This is a genomic window from Pseudomonas sp. zfem003 (genome assembly GCF_032621675.1).
Taxonomy (GTDB): Bacteria; Pseudomonadota; Gammaproteobacteria; order Pseudomonadales; family Pseudomonadaceae; genus Metapseudomonas; species Metapseudomonas otitidis.
On the sequence record NZ_JAVYJG010000002.1, the window covers coordinates 213,364 to 229,381 of the forward strand.

At 70.4% G+C, this 16,018-nt stretch carries 14 protein-coding genes; 8 read left to right on the top strand and 6 right to left on the bottom strand.

All coding sequences use genetic code 11. The features are described 5' to 3' along the window. Positions 1-2: 2 nt before the first annotated feature. The 4 genes from RTK35_RS04420 (at position 3) to RTK35_RS04435 (ending at position 5,563) form a co-directional block, all read left to right on the top strand. Positions 3-1,403, top strand: coding sequence for a PIG-L deacetylase family protein (locus RTK35_RS04420; RefSeq protein ID WP_316907479.1), 1,401 nt, complete (start codon positions 3-5; stop codon positions 1,401-1,403). A 72-nt stretch (positions 1,404-1,475) separates the two neighbouring features. Further along, on the top strand, positions 1,476-2,897 hold the full coding sequence (gene hldE, locus RTK35_RS04425) for a bifunctional D-glycero-beta-D-manno-heptose-7-phosphate kinase/D-glycero-beta-D-manno-heptose 1-phosphate adenylyltransferase HldE (RefSeq protein ID WP_074970633.1): 1,422 nt from the start codon (positions 1,476-1,478) through the stop codon (positions 2,895-2,897). A gap of 111 nt (positions 2,898-3,008) precedes the next feature. After that, positions 3,009-4,289 carry an acyl-CoA dehydrogenase family protein gene (locus RTK35_RS04430; RefSeq protein ID WP_316907480.1) on the top strand — a complete coding sequence of 427 codons (1,281 nt, stop codon included), beginning with the start codon at positions 3,009-3,011 and terminating at the stop codon, positions 4,287-4,289. 65 nt (positions 4,290-4,354) lie between these two features. Beyond that, positions 4,355-5,563 (top strand): acyl-CoA dehydrogenase family protein, encoded by a 1,209-nt coding sequence (locus RTK35_RS04435; protein ID WP_074970629.1) that lies wholly within the window; start codon positions 4,355-4,357, stop codon positions 5,561-5,563. A 22-nt stretch (positions 5,564-5,585) separates the two neighbouring features. Here RTK35_RS04435 and RTK35_RS04440 read toward each other — a convergent pair whose 3' ends face one another. The 4 genes from RTK35_RS04440 to RTK35_RS04455 all read right to left on the bottom strand — a co-directional run bounded on the left by RTK35_RS04440 (position 5,586) and on the right by RTK35_RS04455 (position 8,931). After that, on the bottom strand, positions 5,586-6,494 hold the full coding sequence (locus RTK35_RS04440) for a metal ABC transporter ATPase (RefSeq protein ID WP_316907481.1): 909 nt from the start codon (positions 6,492-6,494) through the stop codon (positions 5,586-5,588). Between the two features lie 41 nt (positions 6,495-6,535). Next, entirely contained in the window at positions 6,536-7,345 is an 810-nt protein-coding gene (locus RTK35_RS04445) for an aldo/keto reductase (RefSeq protein WP_316907482.1), read from the bottom strand. Further along, the gene (locus RTK35_RS04450; protein ID WP_316907483.1) at positions 7,342-8,517 is read right to left on the bottom strand and encodes an NAD(P)/FAD-dependent oxidoreductase; all 1,176 of its coding nucleotides are present in this window, start codon (positions 8,515-8,517) and stop codon (positions 7,342-7,344) included. The genes RTK35_RS04445 and RTK35_RS04450 overlap by 4 nt, the downstream gene beginning before the upstream one ends. Positions 8,518-8,598: 81 nt before the next feature. After that, positions 8,599-8,931 (bottom strand): DMT family transporter, encoded by a 333-nt coding sequence (locus tag RTK35_RS04455; RefSeq protein WP_044401034.1) that lies wholly within the window; start codon positions 8,929-8,931, stop codon positions 8,599-8,601. 94 nt (positions 8,932-9,025) lie between these two features. Between RTK35_RS04455 and RTK35_RS04460 the strand changes: the two genes are divergently transcribed. Together RTK35_RS04460 and waaA are read left to right on the top strand one after the other, a co-directional pair. Next, a complete protein-coding gene (locus tag RTK35_RS04460) occupies positions 9,026-9,910 on the top strand; it encodes a LysR family transcriptional regulator (RefSeq protein WP_316907484.1) in 885 nt (294 codons plus the stop codon). Positions 9,911-9,995: 85 nt separating this feature from the next. Further along, a complete protein-coding gene (waaA, locus tag RTK35_RS04465) occupies positions 9,996-11,267 on the top strand; it encodes a lipid IV(A) 3-deoxy-D-manno-octulosonic acid transferase (protein ID WP_316907485.1) in 1,272 nt (423 codons plus the stop codon). A gap of 25 nt (positions 11,268-11,292) precedes the next feature. Here the strand turns inward: waaA and RTK35_RS04470 are convergent, their stop codons facing one another. After that, a complete protein-coding gene (locus RTK35_RS04470; protein WP_044401043.1) occupies positions 11,293-11,886 on the bottom strand; it encodes a cupin domain-containing protein in 594 nt (197 codons plus the stop codon). Between the two features lie 86 nt (positions 11,887-11,972). Next, a complete protein-coding gene (locus tag RTK35_RS04475) occupies positions 11,973-13,922 on the bottom strand; it encodes an FAD-dependent oxidoreductase (RefSeq protein ID WP_316907486.1) in 1,950 nt (649 codons plus the stop codon). Positions 13,923-14,184: 262 nt separating this feature from the next. Between RTK35_RS04475 and RTK35_RS04480 the strand changes: the two genes are divergently transcribed. Then, the gene (locus RTK35_RS04480; RefSeq protein ID WP_410478632.1) at positions 14,185-15,147 is read left to right on the top strand and encodes an ABC transporter substrate-binding protein; all 963 of its coding nucleotides are present in this window, start codon (positions 14,185-14,187) and stop codon (positions 15,145-15,147) included. Between the two features lie 68 nt (positions 15,148-15,215). Next, complete coding sequence (locus RTK35_RS04485) at positions 15,216-16,007, top strand: class II aldolase/adducin family protein (RefSeq protein ID WP_044401052.1); 792 nt, start codon at positions 15,216-15,218, stop codon at positions 16,005-16,007. The last annotated feature ends 11 nt before the right edge of the window (positions 16,008-16,018 follow it).

Here is a 16,018-nt window from a genome sequence, read left to right on the forward strand (position 1 = left end):
CCATGAGCGGACGCAAGCAGCAACTGCTGAAACGCCACCGCCGGCAGAAGCGCATCGCGCTGCTGGTGGCCCTCGTCCTGCTGGTAGCACTGGGCATCGGCGTGGCCTGGTGGCTAGTGCCGCTGGCCCTGGTGCTGGGCTGGATCGCCCATGAGGCCTGGTTCGCCGACCACCTTTTCTACGCCCCGAGCGATGACTACCGCTACGCCTTCCCGGCTGGTACGCCCGAGTGGCCGCTCGACCTGGCCACCGGCCGTGTCCACCTGCCCGAGGGCGCAGGCGCTGCAGACACGCTGATCCTGCGGGTGCGCCTGCGCGCGTCCTGGCTGGGCCGCTGGCTGGACCCGGCGGTCTGCGTGGCGGACGACCGCCAGGACTTCGAGCGCGGCGTCGATGGCTGGCGCTACCTCAACCTGACCGGCCAGCACGACGCGCTGCAGGCCGGCACCCTCGTCATTCGTGGGCGCTTCTGCCAGGTTGCCGCCGAAGCCACTCTTTACGCCCTCGCCCAGCCGGACTTCCGCCAACAGCGGGTGATGGTCATCGCCCCCCACGCCGACGACGCCGAACTGGCCGCATTCGGGCTGTACAGCCAGGCCGCCGAGGCCAGCATCGTCACCCTCACCCAGGGCGAGATCGAAGCCGAGCACTACCAGCGGCTCGACCTGGATGCCGCCGATGCCGCCCGCCTCAAAGGGCGCCTGCGCAGCTGGGACAGCCTGGCCATCCCGCTCTGGGGCGGTGTCCCGCAATCCCGCTGTGTGCAGCTCGGCTACTACTGCCTGCAGCTCCCGGCCATGGCCCAGGCACCCGACCAGGGCTTCGGCTCGAAGGTTTCCAGGGATGCCGACGTCCGCACCGTGCGCCAGCACAACCCCATCGAGCTGCCAGGCGACGCCGACGGCGTGCCCAGCTGGACCAATCTGGTGGCTGACCTGGCGCGCCTGCTGGAGCATTTCCGCCCCGAGGTGGTGGTCACGCCCCATCCCGAGCTGGACCCTCACAGCGACCACGTCGCCGCGACCCAGGCATTGCTCGCGGCCATCCAGCAAGCCGACTGGCAGCCCGCCAGCCTGCTGCTCTACGCCAACCACCTGCACGACAACGACCGCTGGCCCATGGGCCCCGCCGGCCAGGGCATCGCGCTGCCGCCGGCCATCGAGCCGCTTCCGGCCGACCCGCTGTGGAGCCTCTGCCTGGATGCCGCGCAACAGCGTGACAAGGCCCAGGCCCTGGCCATGCAGCATGACCTGCAGGGGCCGCTGCCCACCAAGAAACGCCTGCGCCGGCTGATCCAGCGCTGCCTCGCAGGCCGCCGCTGGCCAGCCACCGGCGAGGACGAATTCTTCCGCAAGGCCGTGCGTCGCCACGAGCTGTTCTGGGTCCGCCGGCTTTCCGATTGACGGGCGCCTTCGCCGGGGTGGATCGACTGCTATGGTATGATCCGCGCCGTTTTTCCATGCCCTGGAGTCTTCATGAAGCTCACCATGCCCCGTTTCGATCTGGCCCCCGTTCTGGTGGTGGGCGATGTCATGCTCGACCGTTACTGGCATGGCGGCACCTCGCGCATCTCCCCCGAGGCGCCGGTTCCGGTGGTGCGTGTGGACCAGATCGAAGACCGTCCGGGCGGCGCCGCCAACGTGGCGCTGAACATCGCCGCCCTGGGTGCACCGGCGGCCCTGGTCGGCGTCACCGGTGAGGACGAAGCCGCCGAGAGCCTGCTCGCCAGCCTCGGCGCCGCCGGCGTGGATGCCCGCTTCCAGCGCATCGCCGGGCAGCCCACCATCGTCAAGCTGCGGGTCATGAGCCGCCACCAGCAACTGCTGCGCATGGACTTCGAAGAGCCCTTCGACACCGATGCCGAGGCCCTGGCCGCCGAGGTCGAACGCCTGCTCACCGGCGTCAAGGTGCTGGTGCTGTCCGACTATGGCAAGGGCGCCCTGAAGAACCACCAGGCGCTGATCCAGGCAGCCCGGCGCAAGGGCATTCCGGTGCTGGCCGACCCCAAGGGCAAGGACTTCGGCATCTACCGGGGCGCCAGCCTGATCACCCCCAACCTCAATGAATTCGAGACCATCGTCGGCCGCTGCGCCGACGAGGCCGAGCTGGTCGCCAAGGGCGCCCGGCTCATGCAGGAGCTGGACCTCGGCGCCTTGCTGGTGACCCGTGGCGAGCACGGCATGACCCTGCTGCGCCCCGGCCACCCGGCCCTGCACCTGCCGGCCCGTGCCCGCGAAGTGTTCGACGTCACCGGCGCCGGCGACACCGTCATCTCCACCCTGGCCGCCAGCCTGGCGGCCGGTGAAGACCTGCCCCAGGCCGTCGCCCTGGCCAACCTGGCCGCCGGCATCGTGGTCGGCAAGCTGGGTACCGCCGCCATCAGCGCTCCCGAGCTGCGCCGCGCGGTGCAGCGCGAGCAGGGCTCCGAGCGCGGCGTGCTGAGCCTGGAGCAACTGCTGCTGGCCATCGAAGATGCCCGCGCCCACGGCGAGAAGATCGTCTTCACCAACGGCTGTTTCGACATCCTCCACGCCGGCCACGTGACCTACCTGGAGCAGGCCCGCGCCCAGGGCGACCGCCTGGTGGTGGCGATCAACGACGACGCCTCCGTCAGCCGCCTCAAGGGCCCCGGTCGGCCGATCAACTCGGTGGACCGGCGCATGGCCGTGCTCGCCGGTCTCGGCGCCGTGGACTGGGTAGTGAGCTTCAGCGAAGACACCCCCGAGCGCCTGCTGGGCGAGGTCAAGCCGGACATCCTGGTCAAGGGTGGCGACTACGGCGTCGAGCAGGTGGTCGGCGCCGACCTGGTCCGTGCGTACGGCGGTGAAGTACGGGTGCTCGGCCTGGTGGAGAACAGCTCCACCACCGCCATCGTCGAGAAGATCCGCAGCCGCTGAACGGGGTTCCCACTGGCCGAGGCGCCACAGCGGCGCGTCGGCCCGGTCATAGGCGCCCCTGGCGGCGCGCGCGCATCATCCCGGCATCCTCACCCCGCGTGGAGCGATGCCATGAGTACCGATGTGCAGGGCCGTGCCCTGTCCGTGCTGAACCGCGTGGCCCAGGCCGACTGGCCGGACCGGTTCAAGCTGCGCAAACCCTTCGAACGCCTCCTGTACACCGGCAGCCGTGCCGGCTTCCGGATGGCGGCCAAGCCCGCCAAATCTGCCAAGGCCCCGCGCCCGGCGGACCCGGACGGCCTCTTCGACCTGTCCCTCAGCGACGAGCAGCAGATGCTCGTGGAAATGCTCGGCGCCTTCGCCAGCGAGGTCCTGCGCCCGGCTGCGGAAGCAGCGGATGCCCAGGGCTGCGTCTCCGCCGAGCTGATCAACCAGGCCCTGGAGCTGGGCCTGGCCCACTACGGCGTCAGCGAAGCGCTGGGCGGCATGGCCGGCGAGCGCACCGTCGTCACCAACGCCCTGATCGCCGAAGCCCTCGGCGGGGGCGACCTGTCCCTGGCGGCCTCGCTGCTGGTGCCGCTGTCGGTGGCCAACTGCATCCGCCGCTGGGCCTCCCAGGAGCAGCAGGCCCGCTGGCTGCCCGCCTTCGTCGGGGCTGCGCGCCCGCCGGCCATGGCCATCGCCGTCAGCGAACCGGGGCTGCTGGTCGACCCGCTGCGCCTGGCCACCCGGGCCAAGCGCAAGGGGCGTCACTACCAGCTCGATGGCGAGAAATGCCTCGTGCTCGAAGGCCTCAACGCCAGTGCCATCCTGGTCGCCGCCCAGACGGCCGACGGCCCGGCACTGTTCCGTGTGGATGTCGGTGCCAAGGGCCTGAACCTGCGCCCCGAACCGGCCATGGGCCTCAAGGCCTGCGCCACCGCCCGACTGAGCCTGAAGGGCGTGCGGGTGCCGGTGGAGGACCGCCTGGCCGGCAGTGCCTTCGATCTGGAGCGCTTCCTCGCCTACACCACCCTGGCCTGGTGTGCCCTCGCCGTGGGCACCGCCCAGGCCGCGCTGGACTACGTGGTGACCTACTGCAACGAGCGCGTCGCCTTCGGCGAACCCATCAGCCATCGCCAGGGCGTGGCCTTCATGGTGGCCGACATCGGCATCGAGCTGGATGCCATGCGCCTGATGGTCTGGCGGGCCTGCGCCCGTGCCGAGCGCGGCGAGGACTTCCGTCGCGAGGCCTACCTGGCGCGCCTGCTGTGCGCCGAGAAGGCCATGAAGATCGGCACCGACGCCGTGCAACTGCTCGGTGGCCACGGCTTCACCAAGGAACACCCGGCCGAGCGCTGGTACCGCGACCTGTGTGCCGTGGCCGTCATGGCCGGCGGCCTGCACTTGTGAGAACCGTTTTCTACCGATTGCGCGTCTAGCTCGAACGGTCGAAATCCGGTCCTGAGGACTTTGTGATGAACCTGGAAACCCCGAAGAAATTCCGCGGCCTGGCCAACCAGGCCCACCAGGTGGCGGCGAACTACTTCCGCCCCATCTCCCGCAAGTACGACAAGGCCGAGCACGCCTACCCCAAGGAGCTGGACCTGCTGGCCGCCCTGCTGGACGGCATGAACGCCGGCTCCCCCGATGCCGTCGGCGCCACCTCCGCCAGCAAGCGCGGCAGTGGCCAGGCGGAGGAGGGCGTGCGCAACGGTGGCAACCTCTCGGCCCTGCTGGGTGTCATCGAGCTGTGCTGGGGCGACGTCGGCCTGCTGCTGGGCATGCCCCGCCAGGGCCTGGGCAACGCCGCCATCGCCGCCGTGGCCAACGAGGAGCAGCTCAAGCGCTTCGGCAGCACCTGGGCGGCCATGGCCATCACCGAACCGGGCTGCGGCTCGGACTCCGCCGCCATCCGCACCACGGCGGTGAAGGACGGTGATCACTATGTGCTCAACGGCGAGAAGATCTACGTCACCTCCGGCGAGCGTGCCGATGCGGTGGTGGTCTGGGCCACCCTGGACAGGAGCCTCGGCCGCGCCGCGATCAAGTCCTTCGTGGTGGAGAAGGGCACCCCGGGCATGACCGTCACCCGCCTGGAGAAGAAGCTCGGCATCAAGGCCTCCGACACCGCCTCCATCAGCTTCAACGACTGCCGCGTCCCGGCGGCCAACCTGCTGGGCAACCCCGAGATCGACGTGCAGAAGGGCTTTGCCGGGGTGATGGAGACCTTCGACAACACCCGACCCCTGGTGGCCGGCATGGCCATCGGCGTCGCCAAGGCCGCGCTGGACAGGACCCGCGAGCTGCTGAAGAAGGCCGGCTGCCGCTTCGACTACCGCAAGCCGCTGCTCAGCGTGAGCCACGCCGAAGCCACCCTCTATCGCCTGGAGGCCGAGTGGGAAGCGGCGCGGCTGCTGACCCTTAAGGCCGCCTGGATGGCCGACAACAAGCTGCCCAACTCCAAGGAAGCGTCCATCGCCAAGGCCAAGGCCGGGCGCGTCGCCAACGAGGTCACCCTCAAGTGCGTCGAGCTGTGTGGCGCGCTGGGCTACGGGGAAGACGAACTGCTGGAGAAATGGGCGCGGGACTCGAAGATCCTCGACATCTTCGAAGGCACCCAGCAGATCCAGTTGCTGATCGTGGCCCGGCGCCTGCTGGGCAAGAGCTCCAGCGAGCTGAAGTAGGCCGCGAGTGCGGCTGGCGGGCTCAGCCCGCCAGTCGCCGCCGGCTCATCGGCGCGGTGCCGACCCGTGCCAGCCAGTCCTTCCAGCGCACCCGCTCGTCCCGCACCAGCCAGCCGTCCTGCTCTGCAAACCCTTCCGACAGCCACAGCCCCCGGGTGCTGGCCGGCTTCAGTTCGCCGTCCAGCAGGGTGAACAGCTCGCCGGTGGGCTGGCCGTCCTGGCAGGGCAGCAGGTAGATGTCCGGCCGGCGGCGCTCCAGGCTGGCCACCAGGGCTTCGCCCTGCAGCACTTCATCGACGTGGAACAGGCTCGGCTGGCGCGCCTCGCGGGGCAGCTCCAGGGCCAGGTCGTAGACCAGCTGCAGGGAAGCGGTGGGCAGGTGCACGTAGGCGTGGGGGCGCTCCAGCAGCGTCAGGCTGCCGCTCTGCACCGGCCGTGCCGCGCCGGACAGCGGGCTGAGGCGGAAGTAGGCGTGCTCCAGGTAATGCAGGGCCTTGGGGTAGGGCGTCGGCAGCCAGGTGTCGGCGAAGCGGCCGGCGAGCCAGCCGTCCGGCGTCTCGATCAGGCATTCCTCGGCCACTTCCTGGATGGCGGTCAGCAGCGGCAGGTTCAGTTCATGGGCCGGCACATAGCCGGAAATCAGCTTGAGCACGGTGTCGCCCCGGTCCTGGCGGCGCTGGCGCACCACCACCCAGTAGGTCTGGCCGTGCAGGGTCAGGGTCAGGCGCACCGAAACCCCGAGGTTGGCCAGTTGCACCGAGAAGTGCTGGTTGTCGTCGATCACCAGGGGCTGGCGACGCCGTTCGAGCATCTGCGCGAAGTTCATCGGCAGGCCGAGGCTGCGGTAGGCCAGCCCGTCCGGGCTGGCGTCCACCTGCAGGGGCAGGGTCTTGAAGAGGGTCGGGTCCTTGCGTGCCAGGGTGCGCGGCATGGCGGCTCCTCCTTGCGTCGGGGTCGGCCGCGGGCGCGGCGTCAGGCTGGCCCACCCAGTACCGCGGCGGCCGTCGCGACATTATGGGACAGGTGCAGCGGATTGATGGTTCCGATGATGGCGCTGGTCACCCCCGGGTGACCGAAGATCAGCTCGAAGCTGGCCCGCACCGGGTCCACCCCGGGTGCCAGGCAGGCATGGCCGCTGGCCAGGCCCTTCTTCACCAGCAGGCCTTTGGCGTGTTGGGCAGCATAGTCCAGCACCGGGCGCTCGCCCTGCTCGTTGAGGTTGTAGGTGACCATCGCGCAGTCGCCGCGCTCCAGCGCCAGCAGGCCGCCGTCCACCGTCTTGCCGGAGAGGCCGAAGGCGCGGATCTTGCCGGCCTGCTTCAGCTCGGCGAGGGTCTCGTAGACGCCGCTGTCCCGTAGCACCGCCACGTCGTTGCCGTCGGAATGCACCAGCACCAGGTCGATCACGTCGGTCTCCAGGCGCTGGAGGCTGCGCTCCACGGAGCGGCGGGTGTGGGCCGGGCTGAAGTCGAAGTGCGACTGGCCGGCTTCGAACTCCTCGCCCACCTTGCTGACGATCACCCAGTCCTGGCGCTGGCCACGCAGCAGCGGGCCGAGGCGCTCCTCGCTGCGGCCGTAGGCCGGCGCGGTGTCGATCAGGTTGATGCCCAGGTCACGGGCCAGTGCCAGCAACTGGCGGGCTTCCGTATCGTCGGGGATGGTGAAGCCGGAGGGGTACTTCACGCCCTGGTCGCGGCCCAGCTTGACGGTGCCGAGCCCCAGGGGGGAGACCCGCAGGCCGGTGTCGCCGAGGGGGCGGTGCAGGTGGTGCAGGCTGTTCATCCCAGCAGTTCCTCCCAGGCCGGTTGGGCCACCGGCGGGCGGGGCAGGGTGGGCAGCGGTGCGTGCTGGCCGGGGCGGATGCCGTCGCGGTCCAGGCTGGCCAGCACGCGGTCGGTGAAGTCCGGCGCCAGGGCCAGCTTGGTCGGCCAGCCCACCAGCAGGTTGCCCTGCTCGGCGAGGAAGGCGTTGTCCGGGCGCACCAGGCCGGATTGCGCCGGCTCCGCGCGCTCCACCCGCAGGGTCGCCCACTGGGTGCCGGTGTAGTCGATCCACGGCAGCAACTGCTGCATCTCCTGTTCGGCAGCGGCGATCTGCTCGGCCTCGTTGCGGGCCACGCCATCGGCTTCCGCCAGGTCGCCGCCCAGGTACCAGACCCACTGGCCATCGGCCGCCGGGTGGCTGGTGACGGTGACCCGCGGCTTCGGCCCGCCGCCCAGGCAGTGGGCATACAGCGGCTTCAGCCCCGGCCCCTTGGCCATGACCATGTGCAGCGGGCGGCGCTGCATGGCCGGCTGCTGGATGCCCAGCGCCTGCAGCAGCGCCTCGTTGCCGGCACCAGCACTGAGCACGATGCGCTGGGCGCGGATCTCGCGGCCGTCCACGCGCAGGCCCACCAGGGCCTCGCCGTCGCGCAGCGGCTCCACCTGGTGACCGGCCAGCAGGCTGTCGCCGGCCAGCCCGGCCAGGCGGGCGATCACGCTGGGCACGTCCAGCACCAGCTCGGCCAGGCGGTAGACCTTGCCCTTGAATTTCGGGTGTTGCAGCGCCGGGGGCAGATCGCTGCCGCTGACCGGGTCGACCCGGCCGCGCATGGCCTTGCTGGCGAAGAAGCTGGTGACGTTGCCGAACAGGCTGCCCGGCGACCACAGGTAGTGGGCGTCGGAGAGCAGGCGCACGCCGGAGAGGTCCAGCTCGCCGCTGCCGGCCACGGCTTCGCGCCAGCGGCGCGGCATGTCGGAGATGGCTTCGGAGGCGCCGGTGAGGGCGCCGTGCAGGGCGTACTTGGTGCCGCCATGGATGATGCCCTGGGACTTCACGCTCTGGGCGCCGCCCAGACTGGCGGATTCCACCAGCAGCGTGGCGTAGCCCAGCTGGCGCAGGCGGGCGTTGAGCCAGAGGCCGGCGATGCCGCCGCCGAGGATGAGGATGTCGGTGCTGAGGGGTTCGGCCATGGGAGACGACGCCTGGGAAAAAACAGGGGCGCAGTATAGCGCCCCTGTCGCGTGTGCCGTGCGTGGCCGTTCGCCGCTGGATCAGTGCCCCGTGCTGCTGGAGAACAGCTGGATCACCACCACCCCCGAGACGATCATCCCCATGCCCACCACGGCCGGCAGGTCGAGCTTCTGCTGGTAGATCACCAGCGCGGCGATGCTCACCAGGACGATGCCGAGCCCGGCCCAGATGGCGTAGGCGATGCCCACCGGGATGCTCTTCACCACCATCGTCAGCATCCAGAAGGCGATGGCGTAGCCGCCGATGACCAGCACCAGCGGCAGGGGTTTGTTGAAGCCGTCGATGGCCTTCATCGAGGTGGTGGCGACCACTTCGGCGGCGATGGCGATGGCAAGGTAGATATAGCCGGTCATGGTCGGGGCCCTCCTGTCAGGTGGGCGGATTCTAGAGTTTTCCATGATGGGATAAAGTCATTACCCATCTGAATCAGAGATAGGTTGAGCCGCCATGCACTGGAACCTCGAACAGATCCGCGTCTTCGTCGCCGTGGCCGAGGGGCGCTCGTTTTCCTCCGTCGCACGGGACCTGCGCCGCGCCCAGTCCGCCGTCAGCACCGCCATTGCCCTGCTGGAAGAGGACCTGGGGGTGGCGCTGTTCGACCGCAGCAGCGGGCGCCAGCCCAGGTTGACGCTGGAAGGGGCGGCCCTGCTGGAGGAGGCCCGCGAAGTGCTGCGCCAGTGCCAGCGCCTGGAGGGCCGCGCCCAGGGGCTGTACCGTGGCGAGGAAGCGCGCCTGCGCCTGGCCCAGGACGAGGCCATGCCCTACCAGCCGGTGCTGGCCAGCCTGGAGGCACTGGGGGCGGCCTTCCCGCTGCTGGAGGTGCAGCTGGCCAGCAGCGCCCAGGGCGACGTGGCGCGCAAGCTGCTGGAGCGCCGCGCCGACCTCGGCCTGCTGTTCCACCACGAACACATGCCCGACGCCCTGGAGCGCCAGCGCCTCGGCACCATCGAGATGGTCACCGTCTGTGGCGCGACTCATGCCCTGGCCGCCAGCGGCTACGCCGACCGCCGCGAGCTGGTGCGCCACCGGCAGATCCTCATGGCCCCGCAGGACAGCCACTACCCCGGCGGCGAGCAGCTCGGGCCGCAGGTGTGGCGCGCCGACAGCTTCTACGTCATGGCCGAGCTGGTGATGCGCGGGCTGGGCTGGGCCTGGCTGCCCCGGCACGTGGCGCAGTACCCGGCCTATCAGGGCCACCTGGTGGAGCTGCGCAGCGACTGGACGCCGCCCTCGCTGGTGGTGGAACTGGTCTGCCGGCGCGATGAAGCCCTCGGTCCCGCCGCGCTGTGGCTGGCCGACCAACTGGCGGAGCACCTGCAGGCCCTGGGTTGAGGCCCAGCCGCTGGCGCCCGAAAACGCTTCGGTTGGCGGACCGCTCAGTTATCATCCGCCCCCTGTCCGCATCACTGGCCTCACCATGAATCGCACCCTCTACACTCTGCTGTTCCATCTCGGCCTGCCCCTGGTGGCCCTGCGCCTGGCCTGGCGCGCCTGGCGGGCGCCGGCCTATGCCCGGCGCATCGGCGAGCGTTTCGCCCTCGGCCTGCCGCCGCTCAAGCCGGGGGGCATCTGGGTGCACGCCGTGTCGGTGGGGGAGAGCATCGCCGCCGCGCCCATGGTGCGTGAGCTGATGGCGCGCCACCCGGACCTGCCCATCACCCTCACCTGCATGACCCCCACCGGCTCCGAGCGCATCCAGGCGCTGTTCGGTGACCGCGTGCAGCACTGCTACCTGCCCTACGACCTGCCCTGGGCCGCGTCGCGCTTCCTCAACCGGGTGCGGCCGAAGCTGGCGGTGATCATGGAAACCGAACTCTGGCCCAACCACATCCACCAGTGCGCGCGGCGCCGGATCCCGGTGGTGCTGGCCAACGCACGGCTGTCGGCCCGCTCCGCCCGGGGCTATGCGCGTTTCGCCAAGCTCACCGCGCCGATGCTGGCCGAGCTGGACTGGATCGCCGTGCAGACCGAGGCCGAAGCCGAGCGCTTCCGCCAACTGGGTGCGCGTCCGGAATGCGTGGGGGTGACCGGCTCGATCAAGTACGACCTCACCATCGACCCGGCCCTGCCGGCCCGTGCCGCCGAGCTGCGCGCCGCCTGGGGCGCCAGCGGGCGACCGGTGTGGATCGCCGCCAGCACCCATGCCGGCGAGGACGAGATCATCCTCGCGGCCCATCGCGCCGTGCTGGCCCGGCGTCCGGATGCCCTGCTGATCCTGGTGCCGCGCCACCCGGAGCGCTTCACCTCGGTGTACGAGCTGAGCCGCCAGTCCGGCTTCGCCAGCCAGCGCCGCTCCAGCGGCGAGTCGGTGGCGGCGCAGACCCAGGTGCTGGTGGGCGACACCATGGGTGAGCTGCTGTTCCTCTACGCCCTGGCCGACAGCGCCTTCGTCGGTGGCAGCCTGGTGCCCAACGGCGGGCACAACCTGCTGGAGCCGGCGGCCCTGGGCAAGCCGGTGCTGTCCGGCCCGCACCTGTTCAACTTCCTCGAAATCGCCGCGCAACTGCGCGATGCCGGCGCCCTGCTGGAGGTGGACGGCGCCGAGGCCCTGGCCCGCGACGTCGAAGGGCTCTGGGCCGACGCCGCACGCGCCGCTGCCATGCGCGATGCCGGGCTCGGCGTGCTGCGGGCGAACCAGGGCGCGCTGGAGCGCCTGTTGGCTGGCCTGGCTGCCCGAATCAAGAAGTGAGGAGCGTCGCCGAGGCGGCGCGGGATCAGAAAGTCGGCGGGGTCACGATCCACAGCACCAGGGCATCCCGCTCGCCGGGGTTGCCGTAGCGGTGCGGCTCCTGGCTGGAGAAGGCGAAGCTGTCGCCTTCGTTCAGCAGGAAGTGGCGTTCGCCGACCCACAGCTCGAACTGCCCGCTCAGTACGTAGCCGGCTTCCTCGCCTTCGTGGCTGTAGCTCTCCTCGCTGTAGGTGCCGGGCGGAAAGCGCGAATGGAGGACCTCCAGCGAACGGCTGGGCTGCGGGCTGAGCAGCTCGTCGGTGATGCCGTCCTCGTAATGCAGGCTCATGCGGGCGTTGCGCCGCACCACGTAGCCCCGGTCGGCCTCGGCCACGGGGGCTTCGCTGCCGAAGAACCACTGGATGGTCACCCCCAGGCTGCGGGCGATGTTGAACAGCGCCGGGATCGAGGGGTAGGCGAGGTTGCGTTCCAGCTGGCTGATGTAGCCGGCGGTGAGCGAACTCTGCTCGGCCAGCTCGCTCAGGGTCATGCCGCGGCGCTTGCGCAGGCCGCGGATGCGGGTGCCGAGGAACTGGCTTTCAGGCGGTACGGCCTGGGGCGAGGGCGGCAGTGGGCTCATGGTCTGGCTGTCCTTGTAGGCCGGCGGCCCGGTGTGTCGGGCGCGGCATTGTAAGGCAGGTTCGACCCTTGCCGCGCGCCCCGGTTTCAGAGCGTCCAGGCTGCCTGCAGCCCCTCGAAGATCGCCTCTTCCGCCGTGCGGGCCGCCAGGCAATCGCCAATGCGCTGGAACGGCACCCGGCCTTCCAGGGCGCTGCCCAGCTCATCGAACGGCGCATGGCCCTGGCACAGCACCAGGGTGTCCACCTGCTCGAACAGCATCGGCTCGCCGCTGGCGCTGTGCAGCATGTACACCGTGTCGTCGTCGCAGCCATACAGACGCGCGTAGGGGGTGACCGGGATGCCCAGGCGATGCAGCTCGCCGGCCATCTGGTCGCGCACGTACAGCGGCAGGCTCTCGCCGCAGTGGGTGCCGTTCACCGCCAGCCGCACCGTATGCCCCTGGCGCACCAGGTGCTCGGCGATGCCGGGGCCGATCCAGTCGCAGCGCCAGTCGGCCACCAGCACCGAGCGACCGACCTTCACCTCGCCGCGCAGCACCTGCCAGGCATCCACCACCTGCAGGTCGCCGCCGCGTTCGAACGCCGGCCAGTAGGGGCGGGCGCCGGTGGCGAGGATGACCCGGTCCGGGCGCTCCCGCTCCACCAGGGCCAGGTCCACCCGGGTGTTGCGCTGCACCTGCACGCCGGCCAGCTCCAGCTCGCGCTGCAGGTTGGTGGCCGCGCCGCCGAATTCGCTGCGCCGGGGCAGCAGTTGGGCCAGCAGCACCTGCCCGCCGAGCTGGGCGCCGGCTTCGTAGAGGGTGACCTGGTGGCCACGGCGGGCCGCCACGGCGGCCGCCTTCATGCCGGCCGGGCCGCCGCCGACCACCATCACCCGCTGCGGGCGATCGGTGGGGACGAGGCGCCCGAACTGCTGCTCGCGGCCGGTTTCCGGGTGCTGGATGCAGGAGATGGGGTAGCCCTTGTGGAAGTGGCCGATGCACGCCTGGTTGCAGGCGATGCAGGCGCGCACGTCGTCCACCCGGCCGCTGGCGGTCTTCTCCGGCATCTGCGGGTCGCAGATCAGCGCCCGGGTCATGCCGCACACGTCCGCCTGGCCGCTGGCGATGATCTGCTCCGCTTCCTGGGGCTGGTTGATGCGCCCGGTGACGAACAGCGGGATGCCCAGCCGGGCCTTGAAATGCCCGGCGGTTTCGGCCAGGTAGGCCGGCGCCACCGCCATCGGCGGCACGATGTGCACGGCGCCGCCGAAGGACGCGGAGGTGCCGGCCACCAGGTGCACGTAGTCCAGCTGCGGCTGCAGGGCGAGCACGGCGCTGAGGGATTCGTCCTCGGTCAGCCCCTGGGGATCGCGCTCGTCGGCGGAGATGCGCAGGCCGACGATGAAGTCTTCGCCGCCGGCTTCACGCACCGCCTCGAGCACCTCGCGGAGGAAGCGCAGGCGGGCGTCGAGGTCGCCGTTGTAGCCGTCCTCGCGCAGGTTGACCCGGGGGTTGAGGAACTGCGCCGGCAGGTAGCCGTGGCTGGCCACCACCTCCACACCATCCAGCCCGGCCTCGCGCAGGCGCCGGGTGGCGGCGCCGTAGCCGGTGACGATCTCGTCGATCATGGCCTGGTCGAGGGCCCGGGGCATGACCCGGAAGCGCTCGTTGGGCGTGACGGACGGCGCGTAGGCCACCGCCAGCAGGCCGTTGGCGGTCTCCATGATCTCCCGCCCGGGGTGGAACAGCTGCGACAGCACCAGCGTGCCGTGGGCGTGGCAGGCCTCGGCCAGTTCGCGGTAGCCCTCGATGCAGGAGTCGTCCGTGGCCATCAGCACGTGGGAGGTGTAGCGCGCGCTGTCGTGGACGCCGGCCACCTGCAGCACGATCAGCCCCACGCCCCCTTCGGCGCGGGCGCGCTGGTAGGCGATGAGGGTGTCGTTGACGCGGTTGTCGGTGGGCATGCTGGTGTCGTGCCCGCTGGACATGATGCGGTTCTTCAGGCGCTTGCCGCGCAGGTGCAGGGGCTCGAACAGGTGGGGGAAGGCAGACATGGGGGCCTCGGCGAGGTCGTTTCTTATAAATTCATTACTTGTTTGTTTTCAGTAAAAAATCAACTTGTTTTTTTAATGACATGGCCCTAGCGTGAAAGTCCCCCTCGACGGGGCATCCCTGAACAACAACAAGACTGGGAGCACGTTCATGCGAAACCACACCTCATCTCCGTTCCACCGGCGCAGCGCGCCGTTCCTGCCCCGCCTGCTCACCTGCCTGGCCCTGCTGCTGCCCGCCCTGGGTGCCCAGGCGGCGCCCGACATGGTGGTGGTCGGCTACGGTGGCGACGGTCAGAAGGCCCAGGACGAAGCCTTCTTCAAACCCTTCGCGGCCGAGGATGGCCACCGGCTGATCCAGACTGAATACAACGGCGAGATGGCGCGCATCCGGGTGATGGCCGAGACCGGCCACGTGGACTGGGACCTGGTGCAGATCGAGGGGCCCGACCTGGTGCGCGGCTGCGAGAGCGGCCTGTTCGAGACGCTGGACTGGTCGCGCCTTGGGGGCCGCGAGGCACTGATCGACCAGGCCGCCCAGGACTGCGGCTCGGCCGCGATGGTGTGGGGCGTGGCCCTGAGCTACGACGCCGACCGCCTGAAGACGGCGCCCACCTCCTGGGCGGATTTCTGGGACCTGGAGAAATTCCCCGGCAAGCGCGGCCTGCGCAAGCGCGCCGTGTACAACCTGGAATTCGCCCTGCTGGCCGACGGCGTGCCGGTCGGCGAGGTGTACAAGGTGCTGGCAACGCCGGCCGGGGTGGACCGCGCCTTCGCCAAGCTCGACCAGATCAAGCCGCAGATCCAGTGGTGGGAGGCCGGTGCCCAGCCCACCCAGTGGCTGGCGGCAGGCGATGTGGTGATGACCTCCTCCTACTCCGGACGCGTGGCCGCCGCGCACCAGGGCGGGCGCAACTTCGCCCTGGTGCTGCCCGGCAGCCTCTACGGCATGGACTACTGGGCGGTGATCAAGGGCTCCCGGCACCTGCCCCAGGCCGAACGGCTGGTCGCCTACATGAACCGCAAGGCGCCGCAGCTGGACTACATCGGTCGCATCCCCTACGGCCCGACCAACCGTGAGGCCGCCGCCGCGCTGGACGCCGAGCAGGCGCGCTGGATTCCGGCCACGCCCCAGGCCCTGGCGGACGCCCTGCCCATGGACGTGGAGTTTTGGGTCGACCACGGCGAGGTGCTGGAGGAGCGCTTCAACGCCTGGGCGGTGCGCTGATAGGGTGCCGCTACCCGGCCCGCCCTCGCGGTGGGCCACTCCACCTTCCACCGACCCCGGAGCCTTCCATGACGCCGCTGCACGCCCCGCTGCCCCCTTCGTCCTGCTCCCCCGAGGAGCGTACCCTGCGCCAGGAGCTGGCCGCCTGCTACCGGCTGGTGGCGCACTTCCGCATGACCGACCTGATCTTCACCCACATCTCGGTGCGCCTGCCGGGGCCCGAGCACCACTTCCTGATCAACCCCTACGGGCTGATGTTCGACGAGATCCGCGCCAGCGACCTGGTGAAGATCGACCTGCAGGGCCGCCCGGTGGAGCCGACCCGCCACAAGGTCAACCCGGCGGGCTTCGTCATCCACAGCGCCATCCATGCCGCCCGCGAGGACGCCCGCTGCGTGCTGCACACCCACACCCGCGCCGGGTGCGCGGTGGCCGCCCAGCCGGCGGGGCTGCTGCCGGTGAACCAGATCTCCATGGAGTTCTATGGCCGCGTGGCCTACCACGGCTACGAGGGCGTGGCGCTGAACCTCGACGAGCAGAAGCGCCTGGTGGCCGACCTCGGCGACAAGCCGGTGATGATCCTGCGCAACCACGGCCTGCTGACGGTGGGGGAGACGGTGGCCCAGGCCTTCCTGCGCATGTACTACCTGGAGAAGGCCTGCGACATCCAGCTGGCCGCCCAGGCCGGCGGCGAGCTGCTGCTGCCGTCCCACGAGGTCTGCGAACACACCCAGCGCCAGTTCAACGAACCCGCGCGCCCGCTGGCGGACGGCGAGTTGAGCGACCCGGATGCCAACGAGCTGGCCTGGCAGGCGCTGCTGCGCCTGCTGGACCGGGTGGCACCGGACTACCGCGACTGAGCCGCCCCGCC

Bases quoted from the DNA above. Each gene is read 5' to 3' on its own strand.
- RTK35_RS04420 (WP_316907479.1), top strand. From the start codon at position 3: ATGAGCGGACGCAAGCAGCAACTGCTGAAACGCCACCGCCGGCAGAAG.
- hldE (WP_074970633.1), top strand. From the start codon at position 1,476: ATGAAGCTCACCATGCCCCGTTTCGATCTGGCCCCCGTTCTGGTGGTG.
- RTK35_RS04430 (WP_316907480.1), top strand. From the start codon at position 3,009: ATGAGTACCGATGTGCAGGGCCGTGCCCTGTCCGTGCTGAACCGCGTG.
- RTK35_RS04435 (WP_074970629.1), top strand. From the start codon at position 4,355: ATGAACCTGGAAACCCCGAAGAAATTCCGCGGCCTGGCCAACCAGGCC.
- RTK35_RS04440 (WP_316907481.1), bottom strand. From the start codon at position 6,494: ATGCCGCGCACCCTGGCACGCAAGGACCCGACCCTCTTCAAGACCCTG.
- RTK35_RS04445 (WP_316907482.1), bottom strand. From the start codon at position 7,345: ATGAACAGCCTGCACCACCTGCACCGCCCCCTCGGCGACACCGGCCTG.
- RTK35_RS04450 (WP_316907483.1), bottom strand. From the start codon at position 8,517: ATGGCCGAACCCCTCAGCACCGACATCCTCATCCTCGGCGGCGGCATC.
- RTK35_RS04455 (WP_044401034.1), bottom strand. From the start codon at position 8,931: ATGACCGGCTATATCTACCTTGCCATCGCCATCGCCGCCGAAGTGGTC.
- RTK35_RS04460 (WP_316907484.1), top strand. From the start codon at position 9,026: ATGCACTGGAACCTCGAACAGATCCGCGTCTTCGTCGCCGTGGCCGAG.
- waaA (WP_316907485.1), top strand. From the start codon at position 9,996: ATGAATCGCACCCTCTACACTCTGCTGTTCCATCTCGGCCTGCCCCTG.
- RTK35_RS04470 (WP_044401043.1), bottom strand. From the start codon at position 11,886: ATGAGCCCACTGCCGCCCTCGCCCCAGGCCGTACCGCCTGAAAGCCAG.
- RTK35_RS04475 (WP_316907486.1), bottom strand. From the start codon at position 13,922: ATGTCTGCCTTCCCCCACCTGTTCGAGCCCCTGCACCTGCGCGGCAAG.
- RTK35_RS04480 (WP_410478632.1), top strand. From the start codon at position 14,185: ATGGTGGTGGTCGGCTACGGTGGCGACGGTCAGAAGGCCCAGGACGAA.
- RTK35_RS04485 (WP_044401052.1), top strand. From the start codon at position 15,216: ATGACGCCGCTGCACGCCCCGCTGCCCCCTTCGTCCTGCTCCCCCGAG.